Annotated in this window: 14 protein-coding genes; 10 read left to right on the forward strand and 4 right to left on the reverse strand. The window is 40.4% G+C overall.

Annotated features, from left to right (window positions below; all coding sequences use genetic code 11):
* The first annotated feature begins 2 nt into the window (after nt 1–2).
* The 7 genes from L2B55_RS03600 to L2B55_RS03630 all read left to right on the forward strand — a co-directional run bounded on the left by L2B55_RS03600 (nt 3) and on the right by L2B55_RS03630 (nt 8,349).
* On the forward strand, nt 3–665 hold the full coding sequence (locus L2B55_RS03600) for a sugar transferase (RefSeq protein WP_237848928.1): 663 nt from the start codon (nt 3–5) through the stop codon (nt 663–665).
* 39 nt (nt 666–704) lie between these two features.
* Nucleotides 705–1,817 carry a GDP-mannose 4,6-dehydratase gene (gene gmd / locus L2B55_RS03605; protein WP_237848929.1) on the forward strand — a complete coding sequence of 371 codons (1,113 nt, stop codon included), beginning with the start codon at nt 705–707 and terminating at the stop codon, nt 1,815–1,817.
* A gap of 127 nt (nt 1,818–1,944) precedes the next feature.
* A complete protein-coding gene (locus tag L2B55_RS03610; RefSeq protein WP_237848930.1) occupies nt 1,945–2,901 on the forward strand; it encodes a GDP-L-fucose synthase family protein in 957 nt (318 codons plus the stop codon).
* Between the two features lie 11 nt (nt 2,902–2,912).
* Nucleotides 2,913–3,974: a mannose-1-phosphate guanylyltransferase gene (locus L2B55_RS03615; protein WP_237848931.1), complete on the forward strand. Its 1,062-nt coding sequence runs from the start codon at nt 2,913–2,915 to the stop codon at nt 3,972–3,974.
* A gap of 225 nt (nt 3,975–4,199) precedes the next feature.
* On the forward strand, nt 4,200–5,360 hold the full coding sequence (locus tag L2B55_RS03620) for an MraY family glycosyltransferase (RefSeq protein WP_237848932.1): 1,161 nt from the start codon (nt 4,200–4,202) through the stop codon (nt 5,358–5,360).
* A gap of 38 nt (nt 5,361–5,398) precedes the next feature.
* Nucleotides 5,399–7,021 carry a hypothetical protein gene (locus L2B55_RS03625; RefSeq protein ID WP_237848933.1) on the forward strand — a complete coding sequence of 541 codons (1,623 nt, stop codon included), beginning with the start codon at nt 5,399–5,401 and terminating at the stop codon, nt 7,019–7,021.
* Between the two features lie 248 nt (nt 7,022–7,269).
* Nucleotides 7,270–8,349: an IS110 family RNA-guided transposase gene (locus tag L2B55_RS03630; protein WP_237845150.1), complete on the forward strand. Its 1,080-nt coding sequence runs from the start codon at nt 7,270–7,272 to the stop codon at nt 8,347–8,349.
* 474 nt (nt 8,350–8,823) lie between these two features.
* Here L2B55_RS03630 and L2B55_RS03635 read toward each other — a convergent pair whose 3' ends face one another.
* On the reverse strand, nt 8,824–9,903 hold the full coding sequence (locus L2B55_RS03635) for an IS110 family RNA-guided transposase (RefSeq protein WP_237845150.1): 1,080 nt from the start codon (nt 9,901–9,903) through the stop codon (nt 8,824–8,826).
* A gap of 919 nt (nt 9,904–10,822) precedes the next feature.
* On the opposite strand from L2B55_RS03635, the gene ltrA reads away from it, so the two are divergent.
* Complete coding sequence (gene ltrA, locus L2B55_RS03640) at nt 10,823–12,100, forward strand: group II intron reverse transcriptase/maturase (RefSeq protein ID WP_237848934.1); 1,278 nt, start codon at nt 10,823–10,825, stop codon at nt 12,098–12,100.
* 101 nt (nt 12,101–12,201) lie between these two features.
* Here ltrA and dxs read toward each other — a convergent pair whose 3' ends face one another.
* Entirely contained in the window at nt 12,202–14,130 is a 1,929-nt protein-coding gene (dxs, locus tag L2B55_RS03645; protein ID WP_237848935.1) for a 1-deoxy-D-xylulose-5-phosphate synthase, read from the reverse strand.
* Nucleotides 14,131–14,356: 226 nt separating this feature from the next.
* Here dxs and L2B55_RS03650 point away from each other — a divergent pair, with 226 nt between their 5' ends.
* Nucleotides 14,357–15,124, forward strand: coding sequence for a segregation and condensation protein A (locus tag L2B55_RS03650; protein ID WP_237848936.1), 768 nt, complete (start codon nt 14,357–14,359; stop codon nt 15,122–15,124).
* A 190-nt stretch (nt 15,125–15,314) separates the two neighbouring features.
* On the forward strand, nt 15,315–16,586 hold the full coding sequence (gene glyA, locus L2B55_RS03655) for a serine hydroxymethyltransferase (protein WP_237848937.1): 1,272 nt from the start codon (nt 15,315–15,317) through the stop codon (nt 16,584–16,586).
* Nucleotides 16,587–16,775: 189 nt separating this feature from the next.
* Here glyA and L2B55_RS03660 read toward each other — a convergent pair whose 3' ends face one another.
* The gene (locus L2B55_RS03660) at nt 16,776–17,711 is read right to left on the reverse strand and encodes an ISAon1 family transposase (protein ID WP_237848938.1); all 936 of its coding nucleotides are present in this window, start codon (nt 17,709–17,711) and stop codon (nt 16,776–16,778) included.
* A gap of 28 nt (nt 17,712–17,739) precedes the next feature.
* On the reverse strand, nt 17,740–18,105 hold the full coding sequence (locus L2B55_RS03665) for an ISAon1 family transposase N-terminal region protein (protein WP_237845721.1): 366 nt from the start codon (nt 18,103–18,105) through the stop codon (nt 17,740–17,742).
* Nucleotides 18,106–18,425 lie beyond the last annotated feature (320 nt).

Genomic DNA, 18,425 nt, shown 5'->3' on the forward strand with positions numbered 1-18,425 from the left:
TTATGTATAATTTGATTAAAAGGTTATTCGATATATTGATATCAACCATTGCTTTATTGATACTTTTGCCTTTATTTATTCCAATTGTTATTCTGTTAAAATTAAGTGGAGAAGGTTATGTGTTTTATTTTCAGAGAAGAATAGGCTTTAGAAATAATTATTTTGATATCTGGAAATTTGCGACCATGCTTAAAGATAGCCCTAATTTGGGGACAGGCTCCATTACTTTAAGAAACGATCCTCGTGTAACGCCTATGGGAGGATTTCTTCGCAAAACCAAAATAAATGAATTGCCACAAATAATTAATGTTCTTAAAGGGGATATGAGTATAGTAGGCCCACGGCCGCTGGTTGATAAAACTTTTAGTGCTTATCCGGAAAGTGTTAGAGCAGTGGTTTATAATTCGAAACCAGGTATAACAGGTATAGGTTCAATTATCTTTCGCGATGAAGAATTCTTGATATCTAATTCTAAGTTGCCACCACACGAATATTATGAAAAAATTATTGCCCCATATAAAGGAGATTTGGAAATGTGGTATCAAAAGAACCAATCTTTATTGACGGATTTTAAACTAATATTTCTTACTGCATGGGTAATAGTGTTTCCCAATAGTGATCTTCCTTATAGATTTCTTGAGGATTTGCCAATCAGGGATTTTTAAAAAATATAGTATTAACACAATTAGAGCATAAATATTTTAATGAAAAAAGCACTACTTACAGGTGTCACAGGCCAAGACGGAGCATATTTAGCAGAATTTTTATTAAAAAAAGGATATGAAGTACACGGTATAAAGCGCCGTTCTTCATTATTTAATACTGATCGTATTGATCATTTATACCAGGATCCTCACGATGAAAATGTACGTTTTAAATTGCATTATGGAGATTTAAGTGATTCAACGAATCTAATTCGCATCATTCAGGAAGTGCAGCCTGATGAAATATACAATTTGGGGGCTATGAGTCATGTTAAGGTGAGCTTTGATACACCTGAATATACGGCTAATGCAGATGGAATTGGTACTCTTCGTATTTTAGAAGCCATTCGGATTTTAGGTTTGGAGAAAAAAACAAAAATCTATCAGGCTTCAACTTCTGAGCTGTATGGTTTGGTACAAGCAGTTCCACAATCAGAAACGACTCCCTTCTACCCGCGTTCTCCTTATGCAGTAGCAAAAATGTATGCATATTGGATTACGGTGAATTACCGCGAGGCTTATAATATGTTTGCTTGCAACGGCATTTTGTTCAACCATGAAAGTCCTTTACGTGGCGAAACCTTTGTTACCCGTAAAATAACGCGTGGTACTGCAAAAATTGCTTTAGGCTTACAGGATAAATTATACTTAGGTAACCTGGATGCGAAGCGAGATTGGGGACATGCGAAGGATTATGTTGAAGCCATGTGGTTAATCTTGCAACAAGACCAACCGGAAGATTATGTCATTGCTACTGGTGTAACCACTACTGTGCGCGATTTCGTGCGTATGTCTTTTGCTGAGGTTGGAGTCGAAATTGAATTCAAAGGAGAAGGTGTGGATGAAAAGGCTTATGTGGTTTCATGTTCAAATCTTGATTTTATTCTTGAAGAGGGAGCTGAAGTAGTTGCTGTTGATCCACGCTATTTCCGGCCAACTGAAGTGGATTTATTAATTGGTGATCCAACCAAATCCAAAACAAAATTGGGTTGGGAACCCAAATACGACCTTCCTGCCTTGGTTAAAGAAATGATGGCTGCTGATGTTACACATTTCCGCAAGGAAAAAATGCTGGCCGATGCTGGGTATGCGGTTAAAAATCAATATGAATAATATTGTAAACTCTATGCAACTCTGCGGTAATATAATTTAACCACGGAGCTACACAGAGTAGAATAGAGTTTTAGTTTTAAATAAATCTAATTAAGCGGACCTAAAAGCCGCTTTTCTTATGTTAAAAATGGAAAAAGACGCTAAAATATACATTGCCGGTCATCGCGGGATGGTTGGATCAGCGATCATGGGAAAGCTTCAGGCAGAAGGGTTTACTAATATTATTTGCCGTTCTTCAAAAGAATTAAACCTAACAGATCAGGCTACTGTAGCCCAATTTTTTGCCGAGGGAAAGCCCGAATATGTATTTCTAGCAGCGGCTAAAGTAGGAGGTATACTTGCAAATAATACCTATAGGGGACAGTTTATTTACGAGAATCTGATGATTCAGAATAATGTGATTCATCAATCTTATTTACATGGGGTGAAGAAACTTATGTTTTTAGGGTCCTCTTGTGTTTATCCTAAGCTGGCGCCTCAGCCATTGAAAGAAGATTATTTGTTAACTGGGGAATTAGAACCTACTAACGAGCCTTATGCAATCGCCAAAATTGCTGGTATTAAAATGTGTGATGCTTACAGGGATCAATATGGTTGTAATTTTATTTCGGTAATGCCTACCAACTTGTATGGACCTAATGATAATTACGATTTAAATAATTCGCATGTTTTACCGGCCTTATTGCGAAAGTTAATAACGGCAAAAGAAAACAATGAATCAGCTGTTACCATTTGGGGGACAGGCTGTCCTAAACGTGAGTTTTTGCATGCTCAGGATATGGCTGATGCTTGTGTGTTTTTAATGAAAACTTACAATGAACCGGGATTGGTTAACATTGGCGTAGGAGAAGATATTTCGATTCTCGAATTAGCCAAACTGATAAAGAAAATTGTTGGATTTAAAGGGGAAATTTTAACCGATACTTCAAAACCAGACGGAACACCGCGTAAACTAATGAATGTTGATAAGCTGACAAGTTTAGGATGGAAAGCCAGTATATCTTTGGAAGAAGGTATAAAGAAAGTTTATGAAGAAATTAAAGATACTTTTATAAATGATTATACCGATAGTGTATCAAAATAAACTAGAACATAATGAATCAAAGTAATTATATCCTCATAATGGCCGGGGGTGTGGGGTCTCGTTTTTGGCCGAAAAGTCGGATAGAATATCCTAAACAGTTTATCGATATTTTAGGTGTTGGTAAATCATTTTTGCAGTTAACTGTGGAGCGGTTCAAAAATGTAGCGCCTCAGGAAAATATATTTATTGTTACCAATGAACAATACAGAGAATTGGTGAAAGAGCAATTGCCGCATTTTGCCGCAGAACAGATTATTTGTGAGCCGTCTCGTAATAATACGGCTCCTTGTGTTGCTTATGCTTCGTTTAAGTTGTTTGCTAAAAATCCGAATGCCAATGTAGTTGTGGCTCCTTCCGACCATTTTATCTTAAAGGAAGAAGTATTTGTTGAGAAGATTCTTTCTGCTTTGGAATTCACAGCTACCAATGATTCATTACTTACTTTAGGGATAACCCCGACCCGTCCCGATACCGGATATGGTTATATCAATTACATGAAGACTGATGCAGGTGCCATTAAAAAGGTAATCCGTTTTACTGAAAAGCCTAAACTGGAAAAGGCTCAGGAATTTTTAATTTCAGGAGATTATGTGTGGAATGCAGGCATTTTCATTTGGAATGTTAAATCGGCCCTGAAAGCATTTCAGCAAAATTCTCCCGAGATTTATGAGTTATTCAAGGCTGGAATGGTTCATTATAATACATCTTCGGAAAAGGCATTTGTTGATGAGTTTTATCCGCAGTCGGCTAATATCTCCATTGATTATGCAATTATGGAGAAGGCGGACAATGTATTTACGCTCCCTGCTGATTTCGGTTGGTCTGATTTGGGGACATGGGCTTCATTATATGAAGTGGCTGAAAAAGATGAAAACCAAAACGTAAGTAACTCAGATCAGATTCTCAGCTTTGAAGCGGAAGGCAACATTATGCATCTGCCTGAAGGGAAGAAGGCGGTCGTTAAAGGCTTGAATAACTTTATTATTGTAGATGATAAGGATGTGTTGTTGATTTACCCCAAGGAATTAGAACAGGAGATTAAGCAAGTTTCTGAACAAGTAGCTTTACTATAGTACTGAAAATAATACGTTGAGATCAAAGTGGAAAAAATGAACATCCATGAGATTAAAATTCAAGATGGTTTTTCATTTTTTAAGGCATGGAATCTTAAAATTAACATTGTAAATAAAATTAATGATAAGTTAATGTATCCATTCACAATCGGCCTTGCAAAATACTAAAATGTTGTATCTTTGGCCTTTGATTTGGATTAGTGCCTATCGTTTTTATACTATTTTATGATTTTACATTTACTCATCTTCCTTTCAGCCCTCTTGGTGGTTAGTTTCTCTATTCCATCAATTATATACGTGGCGTTTAGGAAACGTTTATTTGATGTACCTACCGAAGATCGTAAAATTCATAAAAAGATTATTCCTAATTTGGGTGGTGTTGCCATTTTTACAGGCTTCTTATTTTCTACTTCTCTGTTTGTTAAAAGTACAGTATTGCCAGAGGCAGGTATCATTTTAGCATCTGGAATAATCCTGTTCGTTGTAGGCTTGAAAGATGACTTGGTAGGAATGAGTCCTGTGAGGAAATTAATAGCGCAAATTGTTGCCGCGTTGATAATAGCTGTCTTAGCCGATATTCGCATTAAAAGCATGTATGGCTTATTCGGATTGACTGAAATAGTTTATCCGGCAAGTGTAGCTTTAACAGTTTTTGTTATTGTTGCCGTTGTAAATGCCTTTAATCTGGTTGATGGAATTGACGGATTGGCTGGTGGCCTTGGTGTCGTTGTATCATTGACTTATTCCTTGTTATTCTATATGATGGGTGAACCGGGTTGGTCTTATATGGCTATCGCTATGGCCGGTTCCTTAATTGGATTTCTGATTTATAATGTATCTCCTGCTAAAATATTTATGGGCGACACGGGTTCTCTATTAGTCGGAATGATATGTGCTGTGCTTAGTATTCAGTTTGTTGATTCAAGTAATACGCATACAATTACCGCTTTGGGACTGGGTGTTCATCCATCACCAGCTTTGGTTATGGCAATTCTGATTATTCCATTATTTGATACAACGCGTGTTTTTACTTTGCGCATTTTAAATAGTGAGTCTCCTTTTAAAGCTGATAGAAATCACCTGCATCACCGCTTGATCGACTTGAATTTATCGCATACCATGGGTGCTTTGATTTTGGTGGGTGTTAACGTGCTGTTTATTGGACTAGCCTTGACCTTTCAATATATTGGTACTATACAATTGCTGATGACGCTTGCGGTTTTTGCAATTCTTTGTAACTCAGCTCTCACTATTTTGCTTAGTCAGCGCAAGAAAAAAGGAATTCAATTAGAGGTGAAACGAACAAGCAAAACAATTGAACCAACGTTAAAAGAAGAAAAAGATAAGTTTGTGGAGTCGATCCTTGAGCGTATTGCAAAAAACTAAAAATTTCGCTCCCCTATATTTTTCATTTATCTAATTGCATGAGATATTCATACAAGAGTATTCTTCTTTGTGTCTTTACACTTATTTCAATTCAATTTTCTAAAGCCCAAACAGTTGGTCGTCTTGGGACGTATTTAACTCCTCAAGAAGCAAAGCTACTCTATGCTGATACTGTAACCAGGCACACCTCTTTTCGTCCTTATGTTTTAAACGATAAGGATTCAGTGTTTCTTAAGCAAGACTCAGTTAAACACAAGACCTGGTTTGGAAGAAAGCTGTTTGATGAGCATTTATTGCAGTTGCAAAAGCCGGATTTTGACCTGTACTTAGATTTCTTGCCAGATTTTCTGGTTGGCAAGGATTTTAATAACGAAAGGACAACCTGGTTGAATACCCGAGGCTTTTTGGTTGGTGGAAGAATTGGGAAAGAATTTTCATTCTATACTTCTTTTTATGAAAATCAAGGCGTGTTTCCGGTTTATGTTGAAAAGCAGGCTAGAAATCTTGGTGTAATACCTGGTCAGGGTGAGTTTAAAAATTATGGAGATAATGGATTTGACTACTCTTATTCGCAAGGCCGCATTTCCTATACTCCTTCTAAGTTTCTAAATGTAGATTTTGGATATGATAAGAACTTCATTGGAGATGGCTATCGTTCCTTGTTATTGTCCGACGCTACAGCTCCATATCCTTATTTGAAGCTAACAGGAACTGTTTGGAATCTTCGATATATGATCATGTGGTCACAAATGATTGATCGGGAATCGCCTAAGTTAGATTATCAAAATGGTTATCGTAAGAAATGGGGCGTGTTTCATTATTTAGATTGGAATATTTCGCCGAAGGTTTCAGTTGGGTTATTTGAAAATATTATCTGGATGGACGCTGACTCTCTGGGTAAACGTGGATTTGATTGGAGCTACCTTAATCCTCTGTTGTTTTTCCGTCCCGTAGAGTTTGCCAATGGCTCTCCCGATAAGGCTTTAGTTGGATTAACGGCCAAGTATAAAATGTTGCCTAAATTTACGTGGTACGGGCAGTTCGCCTTGAATGAATTTACCGCTGAAGAATTCTTTGGAGGAAATGGTTACTGGGCCAATAAATGGGGGACGCAAATAGGGTTCCGTTCGTTTGATCTGTTCAAGATTCCTAATCTTCATTTTCAGGGAGAAATGAACATTGTTCGTCCATATACCTATACGGCTCGTATCCCAATTGTTGAAGGTGTTGTGAATCCTAATAATGGAAAACCAACCAATAACTATGTACATTTTTCCCAGCCACTGGCTCACCCATGGGGGGCTAACTTTGAAGAGTTTTTAGGAATTGTTAACTACACCTGGAAACGATTTGATTTTCGGGGGCAGTTCTCTTATGGTTATTATGGATTGGACCCTGAAGGTCTTAATTATGGGAAAGATGTTTTAAAACCTTACGATACGCGTGTGAGTGATTACGAAAATAAAATTGGACAAGGAATTACAACTAATTTGTATTATGGAGATGTAAAAGTTGCTTATGTTCTAAATTCAAAGTATAATTTACGGATAGAAACAGGATTGACCTACCGTAATGAGCAAAATGATGTAGCCCCCAATAAGAGTACTATCATTAGTATTGGTCTAAGAAGCTCCTTCCGTAACTTGTATTACGACTTTTAAAATTAAGCAGATAAAAAGAAATCGTCCGAACTCTAGAGTTTCGGACGATTTCTTTTTAGTGCGTCAGGCATGTTTAATAGCTCTAGGGTGCAAGTCCCGAACACGCTTTGTAGTGGGAAGTGTTAGCCGACGGCAAGGGTGTCCTTCGCGAGAAGGAATCTGAAGGCCGTATGTTTGTAAAGGAATAAGTTCCAGGAAGTTATGTAAATTTAAGAAAGAACCCCTAAAATTTTATAACACTGGAACTTATGCAACCACAAGTTAATCAATTAGATTTTAGCGGTCAAAACATTTATGTTGGTTTTGACGTGCACTTAAAAAGCTGGCAGGTTACCGTTATGACTGAACTGCTCACCCATAAAACCTTTTCGCAGCCACCTAAACCCGAAGTATTACACCAGTATCTCCGGCAGAATTTCCCCGGCGGCACCTATCATTCCGCCTACGAAGCAGGCTTCTGCGGCTACTGGATCCATAACCGCTTGGAGGCTCTGGGCATTCACTCCATCGTGGTCAATCCTGCCGATATTCCCACCACCGATAAAGAAAAAGTGCAAAAAGAGGATTCCAGGGATAGCCGTAAAATCGCACACTCATTAAGAAGTGGCGCCTTAATCCCGATTTATGTTCCTTCCAGTAAAACCCTAGAGGACCGTTGTTTAGTTCGCACCCGGTCCATACTGACCAAGGACCTTGCCCGGTATAAAAACCGGGTAAAATCGTTCCTGTACTTTCATGGCATTGAACTACCTGCGCCCTTCACCAAAAAACAGTCCCACTGGTCGAAACCTTTTGTTGATTGGCTGGAAAGCATCGCTATGGCTGAGCAGAGTAGTAAAACGGCCCTGCAGGCCATGATTTTAGAAGCGAAACATTTGAGAGCCTCTGTATTGCAACTCACCCGGCATTTACTAGAGCTATCAAAAACAGGTACTTACCAGGAAGCCATCGCTTTACTGCGAAGTATCCCTGGCATCGGATTATTAACGGCCATGACCTTATTAACCGAGCTGGAGACGATTAACCGGTTTAAAAACACGGATCAACTCTGCAGTTTTATAGGACTCATCCCCTCGACGCATTCAAGTGGGGAAAAAGAACTAGCCGGTACTATCACCCGACGGGGGCATAGCGTGCTGCGCAGCGCCCTGATTGAAAGTGCATGGGTAGCCGCACGCCTGGATCCGGCACTGACTAAAAGTTTTCATGAGTATTGCCGGCGAATGGAACCGAATAAGGCCATCGTAAGAATAGCCCGGAAATTACTCAACAGAATCAGGTATGTATTAATAAACAAACAAGAATATGAGTGTGCAGTGGTTAAATAAAACTAAAACGCCATATAAAAACATCCTTTTAATCTGAGACTGATAACACGCTTCCTTCTATGTTGTAAAGCAAGAGATCTGGAAGTTTTTTTAATGATTACCTTTGTGATATAAATCCGAAGAGGAAGTGGGCGCTGCTGGAGAGCAACTCACCAGCAATGGGATTTATGACGGTGAATATAGCTTTGAAGCCCCACAATGACAGGGGCTTTTTTGCTGTATTCATTGTCCTAAATGGCTAAAGAAAACTCTCTTGCCCTGAATCTTCAGACACACCTGTCTTTTCAATGAACTAAAAGCCTATAAAAACATCCTTCTATTAGCAGAACCGGTAAATCGGGCTGCAATGCCGTGTTTAATTTTTTATAGATAGTGAGCTGTAGCCTTCAGATAGCAGATACAGAATGACCAGCACTGCAGGAAGCGTGTTATCAGTCTCAGATTAAAAGGATGTTTTTATATGGCGTTTTAGTTTTATTTAACCACTGCACACTCATATTCTTGTTTGTTTATTAATACATACCTGATTCTGTTGAGTAATTTCCGGGCTATTCTTACGATGGCCTTATTCGGTTCCATTCGCCGGCAATACTCATGAAAACTTTTAGTCAGTGCCGGATCCAGGCGTGCGGCTACCCATGCACTTTCAATCAGGGCGCTGCGCAGCACGCTATGCCCCCGTCGGGTGATAGTACCGGCTAGTTCTTTTTCCCCACTTGAATGCGTCGAGGGGATGAGTCCTATAAAACTGCAGAGTTGATCCGTGTTTTTAAACCGGTTAATCGTCTCCAGCTCGGTTAATAAGGTCATGGCCGTTAATAATCCGATGCCAGGGATACTTCGCAGTAAAGCGATGGCTTCCTGGTAAGTACCTGTTTTTGATAGCTCTAGTAAATGCCGGGTGAGTTGCAATACAGAGGCTCTCAAATGTTTCGCTTCTAAAATCATGGCCTGCAGGGCCGTTTTACTACTCTGCTCAGCCATAGCGATGCTTTCCAGCCAATCAACAAAAGGTTTCGACCAGTGGGACTGTTTTTTGGTGAAGGGCGCAGGTAGTTCAATGCCATGAAAGTACAGGAACGATTTTACCCGGTTTTTATACCGGGCAAGGTCCTTGGTCAGTATGGACCGGGTGCGAACTAAACAACGGTCCTCTAGGGTTTTACTGGAAGGAACATAAATCGGGATTAAGGCGCCACTTCTTAATGAGTGTGCGATTTTACGGCTATCCCTGGAATCCTCTTTTTGCACTTTTTCTTTATCGGTGGTGGGAATATCGGCAGGATTGACCACGATGGAGTGAATGCCCAGAGCCTCCAAGCGGTTATGGATCCAGTAGCCGCAGAAGCCTGCTTCGTAGGCGGAATGATAGGTGCCGCCGGGGAAATTCTGCCGGAGATACTGGTGTAATACTTCGGGTTTAGGTGGCTGCGAAAAGGTTTTATGGGTGAGCAGTTCAGTCATAACGGTAACCTGCCAGCTTTTTAAGTGCACGTCAAAACCAACATAAATGTTTTGACCGCTAAAATCTAATTGATTAACTTGTGGTTGCATAAGTTCCAGTGTTATAAAATTTTAGGGGTTCTTTCTTAAATTTACATAACTTCCTGGAACTTATTCCTTTACAAACATACGGCCTGCAGTGCTGGTCATTCTGTATCTGCTATCTGAAGGCTACAGCTCACTATCTATAAAAAATTAAACACGGCATTGCAGCCCGATTTACCGGTTCTGCTAATAGAAGGATGTTTTTATAGGCTTTTAGTTCATTGAAAAGACAGGTGTGTCTGAAGATTCAGGGCAAGAGAGTTTTCTTTAGCCATTTAGGACAATGAATACAGCAAAAAAGCCCCTGTCATTGTGGGGCTTCAAAGCTATATTCACCGTCATAAATCCTATTGCTGGTGAGTTGCTCTCCAGCAGCGCCCACTTCCTCTTCGGATTTATATCACAAAGGTAATCATTAAAAAAACTTCCAGATCTCTTGCTTTACAACATAGAAGGAAGCCCAAGGCAAACTCTCGAGCCTACGAACAGAAACTGTATAAGAGGCAGCCATGGCAGGATAAGATTGCTAAAGAAATCAAAGTCCCACACTACACAGATGCCATGAATGTATATGCAGAGGCTACATGAGAGGAAAGCGATTAGACTTACCCTGAGAGATCTGATAACAATCTGGCAGCGGGAGAAGCGCAACCCAAAGCGGAAACAGCTTGCAGGGATGCAAGAACTGGTGTTATCAGAAGTCAGCAGAAGCCATAGTATTCCAAGTAATGTTGGGAAAAGGGCTGAATGTTAAAATTGGCAAGGAAACAGCTAAATCATTTGAAGCGGAAAAAAAAAAGCCGAAACACGTAAGAGAACTGTCTGCATGAGGAAAGGTCGGAAACCGAAAGTAGACTGCAGAAGGAGCTTAGCAGAAAATGAAAGAAACTGACGGAATTGCCCGAATGCGCTATCGGTTAAAGTAATGCTAGAGAGAATATTCGACAGAAGGAACCTTGAAAGAGCCCTTGTTGCCGTAGAACGCAACCAAGGGGCAGCGGGTATTGACCATCTGCAGAGCGATGAACTTCGCCCCTATGTAAATGCCCACTATCAAGCCCTACTGAAAAGTATACTCCAAGGCACTTATGAGCCACAACCCGTGCGGAAAGTAGAAATACTCAAACCACAGGGCGGCAAAAGGATGCTAGGAATTCCTTGTGTAGTGGACAGGATGCTGCAACAAGCGGTCTCCCAATGGCTAATTCCGCAGTACGAACAGGAATTTAACGAAAACAGCTTTGGTTTCAGGCCGGGTAAGAATGCCCATAAGGCAGTAATGACTGCCCAAAAGTACCTTAACACAGGCCGGGAATGGATAATAGAGCTGGATTTGGAGAAATTCTTCGACAAGGTAAACCACCAGCAACTACTGGGTTTACTAAGTAAGAAGATTGCAGACAAACGCACCCTAAAACTAGTCAGCCTTTACCTGAAAAGCGGCATAATGGAAGGCGGAGTGCTAAGCCCTCGCAGCGAAGGTACCCCTCAAGGTAGCCCGTTAAGCCCATTGCTTTCCAACATCATTTTAAATGAGCTGGACAAGGAGTTGGTAAAGCGGGGACATAAATTTGTGCGTTATGCCGATGATTGCAGTATCTATGTACAAAGTAAGAAAGCAGCCCAAAGAGTAGCTGCCGGAATCATAGAATACATAGAAAAGGAGCTACTACTAAAGGTAAACAGGGTAAAGACGAAAATCAGCCGACCCTCCAACAGCTACCTGCTTGGCTTCAGCTTTTATAAAACAAAGAAAGGCTGGCAGATTAGAATAGGAGAACAGCCCTTCCAAAGGGTGAAAGCGAAATGTAAAAGGATAACCCAATCAAGTAACCCCAGCCCAGAAGCAAACAAGCTTAAAAAGCTCGATGAAATCATCAGAGGCTGGGTAAACTACTTTAAAATCGCCAATGCGAGAAGTAAAATGGAGAAACTTGATGAATGGTTAAGAACCCGATTGCGAATCAACACCTGGAGGAGATGGAAACGGATACGAACCAAAGTCTCCAACCTAATAAAACTCGAAGTAGGAAAATCATTGGCCTATCAGTGGGGCAACACAAGTAAAGGTGCAGCCAGAGTTGCACACAGCCCCATTTTACTTAGAACGCTGAATGTCAGCTACTGGAAAAAGAAAGGCTATTGGGGTTTTCAGCATTATTATTGTCAATGGCAAGCCGATGGGCAACCGTCGTTATTTTAACAAACCGCCGTATACGAGAACCGTACGTACGGTGGTGTGAGAGGACAGATAGGGAAATAATCCCTATCTTCCTACTCGATTAATATTAACAAAAGTCAAATCTATATTGCCAAAAGTTTTGTCGGATTAATTTCTGTCATCGTTTTTACTGCGGCAATAATTGCATTTGAATCGTAGCCACATTCTGCATAAAGTTCTATTTGTTCACCATGCTCAATAACTGAGTCCGGGATGCCTAAGCGTTTAACTTGGGCTGAATAGCCATTGTCTGCCATGAACTCTAAAACTGCTGAACCCATGCCTCCAACAATGCAGCCGTCTTCGACAGTTATAATCTTTTTGTATTTTTTGAATACTTCATGAAGCAGCTCTTCATCAAGTGGTTTTACAAAACGCAAATCATAATGTGCAGGATTAATACCTTCGGCACTTAATTCTTTACAAGCTTTTAATGCTTGGTTTCCAATTGCTCCAATTGTTAATATGACAATTTCCTCGCCATCACAAATTTTTCTGCCTTTTCCCACCGGTATAGCTTGCATTGGACGTTTCCAATCAGGCATAACGCCGTTGCCTCTTGGGTAACGAATTACGAATGGTCCCATATTTTCTTGTTGAGCAGTAAACATGAGGTTACGCAACTCTTCTTCATTCATTGGAGCCGAAACAGTCATATTCGGAATGCAACGCATATAAGCTAAATCATATGCACCATGGTGAGTTGGGCCATCGGCTCCGGCAATGCCTGCTCTGTCTAGGCAAAATACCACATTAAGCTTCTGTATGGCTACGTCATGGATTACCTGATCGTATGCTCGCTGCATAAATGAGGAGTAGATATTACAGAACGGAACCATTCCTTGCGTGGCTAAGCCAGCGGAGAAGGTAACAGCGTGCTGTTCAGCAATGCCCACATCAAAAGCTCGGTTTGGCATGACTTTCATCATAATATTTAATGAGCATCCGGAAGGCATAGCTGGAGTAATACCCATAATTTTAGGGTTTTGTTCAGCTAATTCAACTATGGTATGTCCAAATACATCCTGGTATTTTGGGGGTTGAGGAGAAGTGGACGTTGATTTTTTTATCTCTCCAGTGATTTTATCAAATAAACCAGGAGCATGCCACTTGGTTTGATCTTGCTCTGCTAAAGCGTAGCCTTTCCCTTTTACAGTGAGGCAATGCAATAATTTCGGTCCTGGAATGTGCTTCAAATCCTCCAGGACTTTAGCCATATGCTCCACATTGTGACCATCTATAGGTCCGAAATAGCGGAATTTTAATGCTTCAAAGAAATTGCTTTGCTTTAGGATGCTACCTTTAATAGCTTTTTCAATCTTTTTTACAATTTCACGGGCATTGGGACCGAACTTACTTATTGGCCCTAATATCTTCCAAACATCACTTTTAAATTGATTGTATGATTGAGAAGTGGTTATGTCGGTTAAGTATTCTTTTAGTGCTCCCACGTTAGGGTCAATTGCCATACAATTGTCGTTTAGGATTACTAGCAGATTGGAGTTTTCAACTCCGGCATGATTCAACGCTTCAAATGCCATCCCGGCTGTCATTGAGCCATCACCGATAATAGCAACATGTTGCCGATCTTTTTCTCCTTTATAATGAGAGGCTACTGCCATTCCTAAGGCAGCAGAAATAGAGGTTGATGAGTGGCCAACGCCAAAAGTGTCGTATTCACTTTCCGAACGTTTCGGGAATCCACTGATTCCATTGTACAAACGGTTAGTATGGAAAACCTCCCTTCTCCCGGTAAGTATTTTGTGTCCGTAAGCCTGGTGGCCTACGTCAAAAATCAATTGGTCATAAGGGGTGTTAAATACATAGTGCAGGGCAACTGTTAATTCGACCACACCTAAACTGGCTGCAAAATGTCCACCGTTTACAGAAACGATGTCAATTATATACTGCCTTAATTCTTCACAAACTTCCTTCAGTTGCTCTTCCTTCAAGTTTCTTAAATCAGAAGGATAATTAATTGTTTTTAACAATGGTCCCGCTTCAACCTGCATTGTTCTAGTTTAAATAAACACTAATTTGTTTAAGCCAGCAAATATATGACTTAAACGGTAGAAAATCGCTTTGGTTTCACTGCTCTATTAATAAATGTAGTAATAAATGATTGATTGTTAATTCAATTAATAAGCTAGGTTTAAGAAAGTTATTGTGTGAAGATTGAAATTATAGTATTGATAATTAATTGGGAAATGTATTTTTGCGGCAAACAGAAATTAAGCTTTGAGTTTCGAAATTAAGTTAGCCCAGTTTGAGGGTCCATTTGATCTACTTCTATTCTTTATAGAGCGTGATGAATTGGATATTCACGACATCCCGATTGCAAAAATCACTAATGACTTTCTAGATTATATTCATGCTATGCAAGCCATGAATATTGAATTGGCCAGTGAGTTTATTTTGGTGGCAGCTACCTTAATGCGTATTAAAGCCAAACTGTTAATCCCTCGCCCTGAATTGGATGCAGAGGGTAATGAGATTGACCCTCGTCAGGATTTGGTACAAAAACTTCTTGAATACAAAAAGTATAAGGCAGTCTTAAATGAGTTTCACCAACTGGAAGATGAGCGGTTTAAGCAGGAGAGGCGCGGCAATATAGCTCGTGAACTTGAACAAATTGCCAGTCAGGCTGCACCAGGAGAGGAGCTTCAAACGCTGGATTTATATCGCCTATTGACTGTTTATGAAAAAGTAATGCAACGTTTTGCTGCAGGCAAACAGCAAGTGGTGCATACAGTTGTTCAATATCCATATTCTATTGAAGAGCAAAAGGTGGCAGTGATGAAGTTGTTTGAATCGGAGAACAGGGTGAGTTATGAGGATGTACTGGCGATCAGCCAAGATAAGGTGCAATTGGTTTATAGTTTTCTGGCGGTTTTAGAATTACTGCAGCAGCAAATTCTGGATATCAGCATTGGGCTGGGATATAATAATTTCTGGATATCCCCTAAAGAGTCAGTTGAAGAACCGGTAGAGGAAATGGAAAAATAGACGGATTCTGAATTTATCAATTTGTTATTTTCTGTCCTAAATCAATTCAATATTAACAGCTTCTTCTTAATTCTAAAAAAGAGTTATTAAATTCGCGACTCCTGAATTTCAAAGTGGTAGCTATTTGTTTTCTGTCCGATGAAACAATTGGTTTCCCCTAAATAAACACACTAAAAAAACAAATTCTCACATGAACAGAGATTCCGTTCTATTCGATCTAATCGCTAAAGAAGAAGTACGCCAGGAAGAAGGCATTGAACTAATTGCATCAGAAAACTTTACTAGTAAGCAAGTAATGGAAGCACAAGGCTCTTGTTTGACTAACAAGTACGCCGAAGGTTTGCCTAACAAACGCTATTACGGAGGTTGTCAAGTTGTTGACCAAGTTGAACAATTGGCTATTGACCGTGCAAAGCAATTGTTTGGCGCTGCTTGGGTAAACGTACAGCCGCATTCAGGTGCTTCTGCTAACGCTGCAGTGTTTTTGGCATTATTGCAAGCTGGCGATAAGATTTTAGGATTTGATCTTTCTCATGGTGGCCACTTAACGCATGGTTCTCCGGTTAATTTCTCGGGCCGTTTATATCAGCCTCATTTTTATGGAGTTGAAAAAGAAACAGGCTTGATTGATTATAAGCAAATGGAAGAAGTTGCAATGCGCGAAAAGCCTAAAATGATGATTTGTGGTGCCTCGGCTTATTCTCGCGATTGGGATTATGCTCGTATCCGAGCTATTGCTGATCAGGTGGGAGCTTTACTATTAGCTGATATTGCTCACCCTGCAGGCTTAATTGCAAAAGGGTTGTTGAATGATCCAATGAAACATTGCCATGTAGTTTCAACTACTACACATAAAACATTACGAGGTCCTCGTGGCGGTATGATTATGATGGGTCAGGATTTCGAAAATCCATGGGGACAAAAAACGCCTAAAGGTGAGTTAAAGATGATGTCAGCTATTTTGGATGGCGCCGTATTTCCTGGAATGCAGGGCGGTCCTTTGGAGCATGTAATTGCCGGTAAAGCTGTTGCATTTGGCGAAGCATTGACAGACGATTATAAAAATTACATTGTTCAGGTGCAGAAAAATGCTGCTCGCATGGCACAAGCCTTTATTGAGCGTGGTTATCAAATTATTTCAGGCGGAACTGACAATCATTTAATGTTGATCGATCTACGTAATAAAAATGTAACCGGTAAGGCTGCAGAAAATGCTTTAGTTGCTGCGGATATTACCACTAATAAAAACATGGTTCCTTTTGATGATAAATCTCCGTTTGTTACTTCAGGTTTCCGTGTGGGTACGGCAGCAATTACCACTCGTGGTATGCAAGAGCAGCATATGGATACCATTGTTGAGTTGATCGATCGAGTATTAATGAACATAGATAATGATGCTGAGATCAAAGAGGTGAAGAAAAAGGTTAATACGTGGATGCACGATTTTCCTCTTTACAAATAGTGGTAAAACTGATTAGGATATATTCAGGGCGATGACGAAAATCATCGCCTTTTTTCATTGTGTTAAAGTGAATATAATTTTCTTTAAGACTTTATAGACTTGAAGATTTTTGTTTGAAACGTTAAAATAAATAGAGTAGAAGTATTGGGAAATTGGGATCAATCCCAAAACCTGTGGAGCAACCCTTTCTTAAGCAAATAATTTAGTAAGCCTGAAAAGGAAAAAAGGTACATCCTTTACACCCCTGAATTGACTCCGGAAGGCTTTGATTTTAGCATTGAACGATTCGGCCGAAGCGTTGGTGCTGCGGTTGTCAAAGTAGTTCAGGATCCGTTCGTAATGGAGCTGTATGGTTTTGGACAGGGTATTAAACGTTTTAAAGCCGGCCTTTTCTACCTGGTCATACCATTGGGCCAAGCGTGTTAAGGCCAGGGATTTAGATGAGGAGTGGTTGTAAATCCAGGAGAGCTTTTGAGCCAATGCATAAGCCTGTCCCAGATCTGGATATAGCTCAAAGAGGAGACTTGCCCGTTTTTCTTGTTCCTGGCTCCAGTTCACCTGGGCTTTATACAGCAGGTGGCGGCTGCGGGCCAGCAATTGCTTGAGCGTATCCCCGTTGGCATAGATCTTCGGATGATATTCTGCTTGGGTTTTTCGGGCCTTTTCCAAGGCCTTGTTTTCCGCCTCTATGGCCTTCCAGCGATGCTGGATGCGAATTTCCTGCAAGGCCTCTCCCCCCAGTTGTTGCACATGAAAACGATCGATCACCTGTTTGGCATAGGGAAAACAATGTTTGACAATAAGGTTCATGCTTCCTGCCAGGTCCATGGTTACTTCTTTTACTTCGTTCCGTAACCGTTTGGGAAGCCGCTTGAGCAGGGGAATAATCCCATCGGACTGTGTGCCCTTGACGATGGCCACAACGGTCCCTTTTTTGCCCCTGGCGTCTTTATTTGTGATGATGGTATAGAGTTCCCCTAAGGACAACGAAGTTTCGTCAATGGAAAGATAAGGTCCCATGTTTTGGGGAAACAAAAGTCCTTTTTCGATATCGTTGCCCGCTTTCCAGGAGTTAAAATTACTTAAGCGGTTCCGGTAGCTGCGATGAAGTTTCTTGCCATTCACGCCATAGAAACCGGCGATGGTTTGCAGGCTATGCGCCTGTGTATCGGCTGAATGCTTTTAAAAAAGCCGCAAAACCCTTGGTAATGCGGGTGCCTTGGGCCACTAAATCCCAATTGCGGTAAACGACTTTGCCGGTATCCTCGTTCATCCAGCGGCGGCGGGTAATGTGGAGGTACACCTGAAAACCACGAATGGGAAAATCCTGCAGGGTGATGGGCTCAAAAAAGCCTTTGGAGTGCAATTTGTTTGCCGAATACTCTTCAGGGGTCTTGTTTACTTCCTTTAAATAGATATGGATAGCGGCGTCTTTTTTCTCCACCTCAGTTAATTCAAAATATTCCTCAATGGATTCAGGAAGGATCAGTGGGATCAGGGCTTTATAGGACTCGTGCATGGTGTTTTTTAGGATGCCCAAAAATGAACTTTTATTCCCTACTCCACAACTTTTGTACTTGATCCGGAAATTGCGACGGATTTATGACTTTTGCCGGCTTGAAACCGCTATAAAAAAAGAAAGCAAGATTAACTAAGTTAATCCCGCCTTCTATCTAAATTTACGCTCTCTATGTCCTTTTACGCGACCCATTGGAAAAGGTTACAAAAAAATAAAAAATATTTAAACGGTATTGTAAATAGTTGAAAGTCAATAGAAAATATTTTTAAGAACATTTTTAAAAAGGTTGGTTGTGTATACAATTGATGTAAAGCTAACTT

This window comes from Solitalea lacus, assembly GCF_022014595.1.
GTDB lineage: Bacteria > Bacteroidota > Bacteroidia > Sphingobacteriales > Sphingobacteriaceae > Solitalea > Solitalea lacus.

Excerpts from the sequence above, each read along its gene's own strand:
- L2B55_RS03600 (WP_237848928.1), top strand. The coding sequence starts at position 3 with ATGTATAATTTGATTAAAAGGTTATTCGATATATTGATATCAACCATT.
- gmd (WP_237848929.1), top strand. The coding sequence starts at position 705 with ATGAAAAAAGCACTACTTACAGGTGTCACAGGCCAAGACGGAGCATAT.
- L2B55_RS03610 (WP_237848930.1), top strand. The coding sequence starts at position 1,945 with ATGGAAAAAGACGCTAAAATATACATTGCCGGTCATCGCGGGATGGTT.
- L2B55_RS03615 (WP_237848931.1), top strand. The coding sequence starts at position 2,913 with ATGAATCAAAGTAATTATATCCTCATAATGGCCGGGGGTGTGGGGTCT.
- L2B55_RS03620 (WP_237848932.1), top strand. The coding sequence starts at position 4,200 with ATGATTTTACATTTACTCATCTTCCTTTCAGCCCTCTTGGTGGTTAGT.
- L2B55_RS03625 (WP_237848933.1), top strand. The coding sequence starts at position 5,399 with ATGAGATATTCATACAAGAGTATTCTTCTTTGTGTCTTTACACTTATT.
- L2B55_RS03630 (WP_237845150.1), top strand. The coding sequence starts at position 7,270 with ATGCAACCACAAGTTAATCAATTAGATTTTAGCGGTCAAAACATTTAT.
- L2B55_RS03635 (WP_237845150.1), bottom strand. The coding sequence starts at position 9,903 with ATGCAACCACAAGTTAATCAATTAGATTTTAGCGGTCAAAACATTTAT.
- ltrA (WP_237848934.1), top strand. The coding sequence starts at position 10,823 with ATGCTAGAGAGAATATTCGACAGAAGGAACCTTGAAAGAGCCCTTGTT.
- dxs (WP_237848935.1), bottom strand. The coding sequence starts at position 14,130 with ATGCAGGTTGAAGCGGGACCATTGTTAAAAACAATTAATTATCCTTCT.
- glyA (WP_237848937.1), top strand. The coding sequence starts at position 15,315 with ATGAACAGAGATTCCGTTCTATTCGATCTAATCGCTAAAGAAGAAGTA.
- L2B55_RS03665 (WP_237845721.1), bottom strand. The coding sequence starts at position 18,105 with ATGCACGAGTCCTATAAAGCCCTGATCCCACTGATCCTTCCTGAATCC.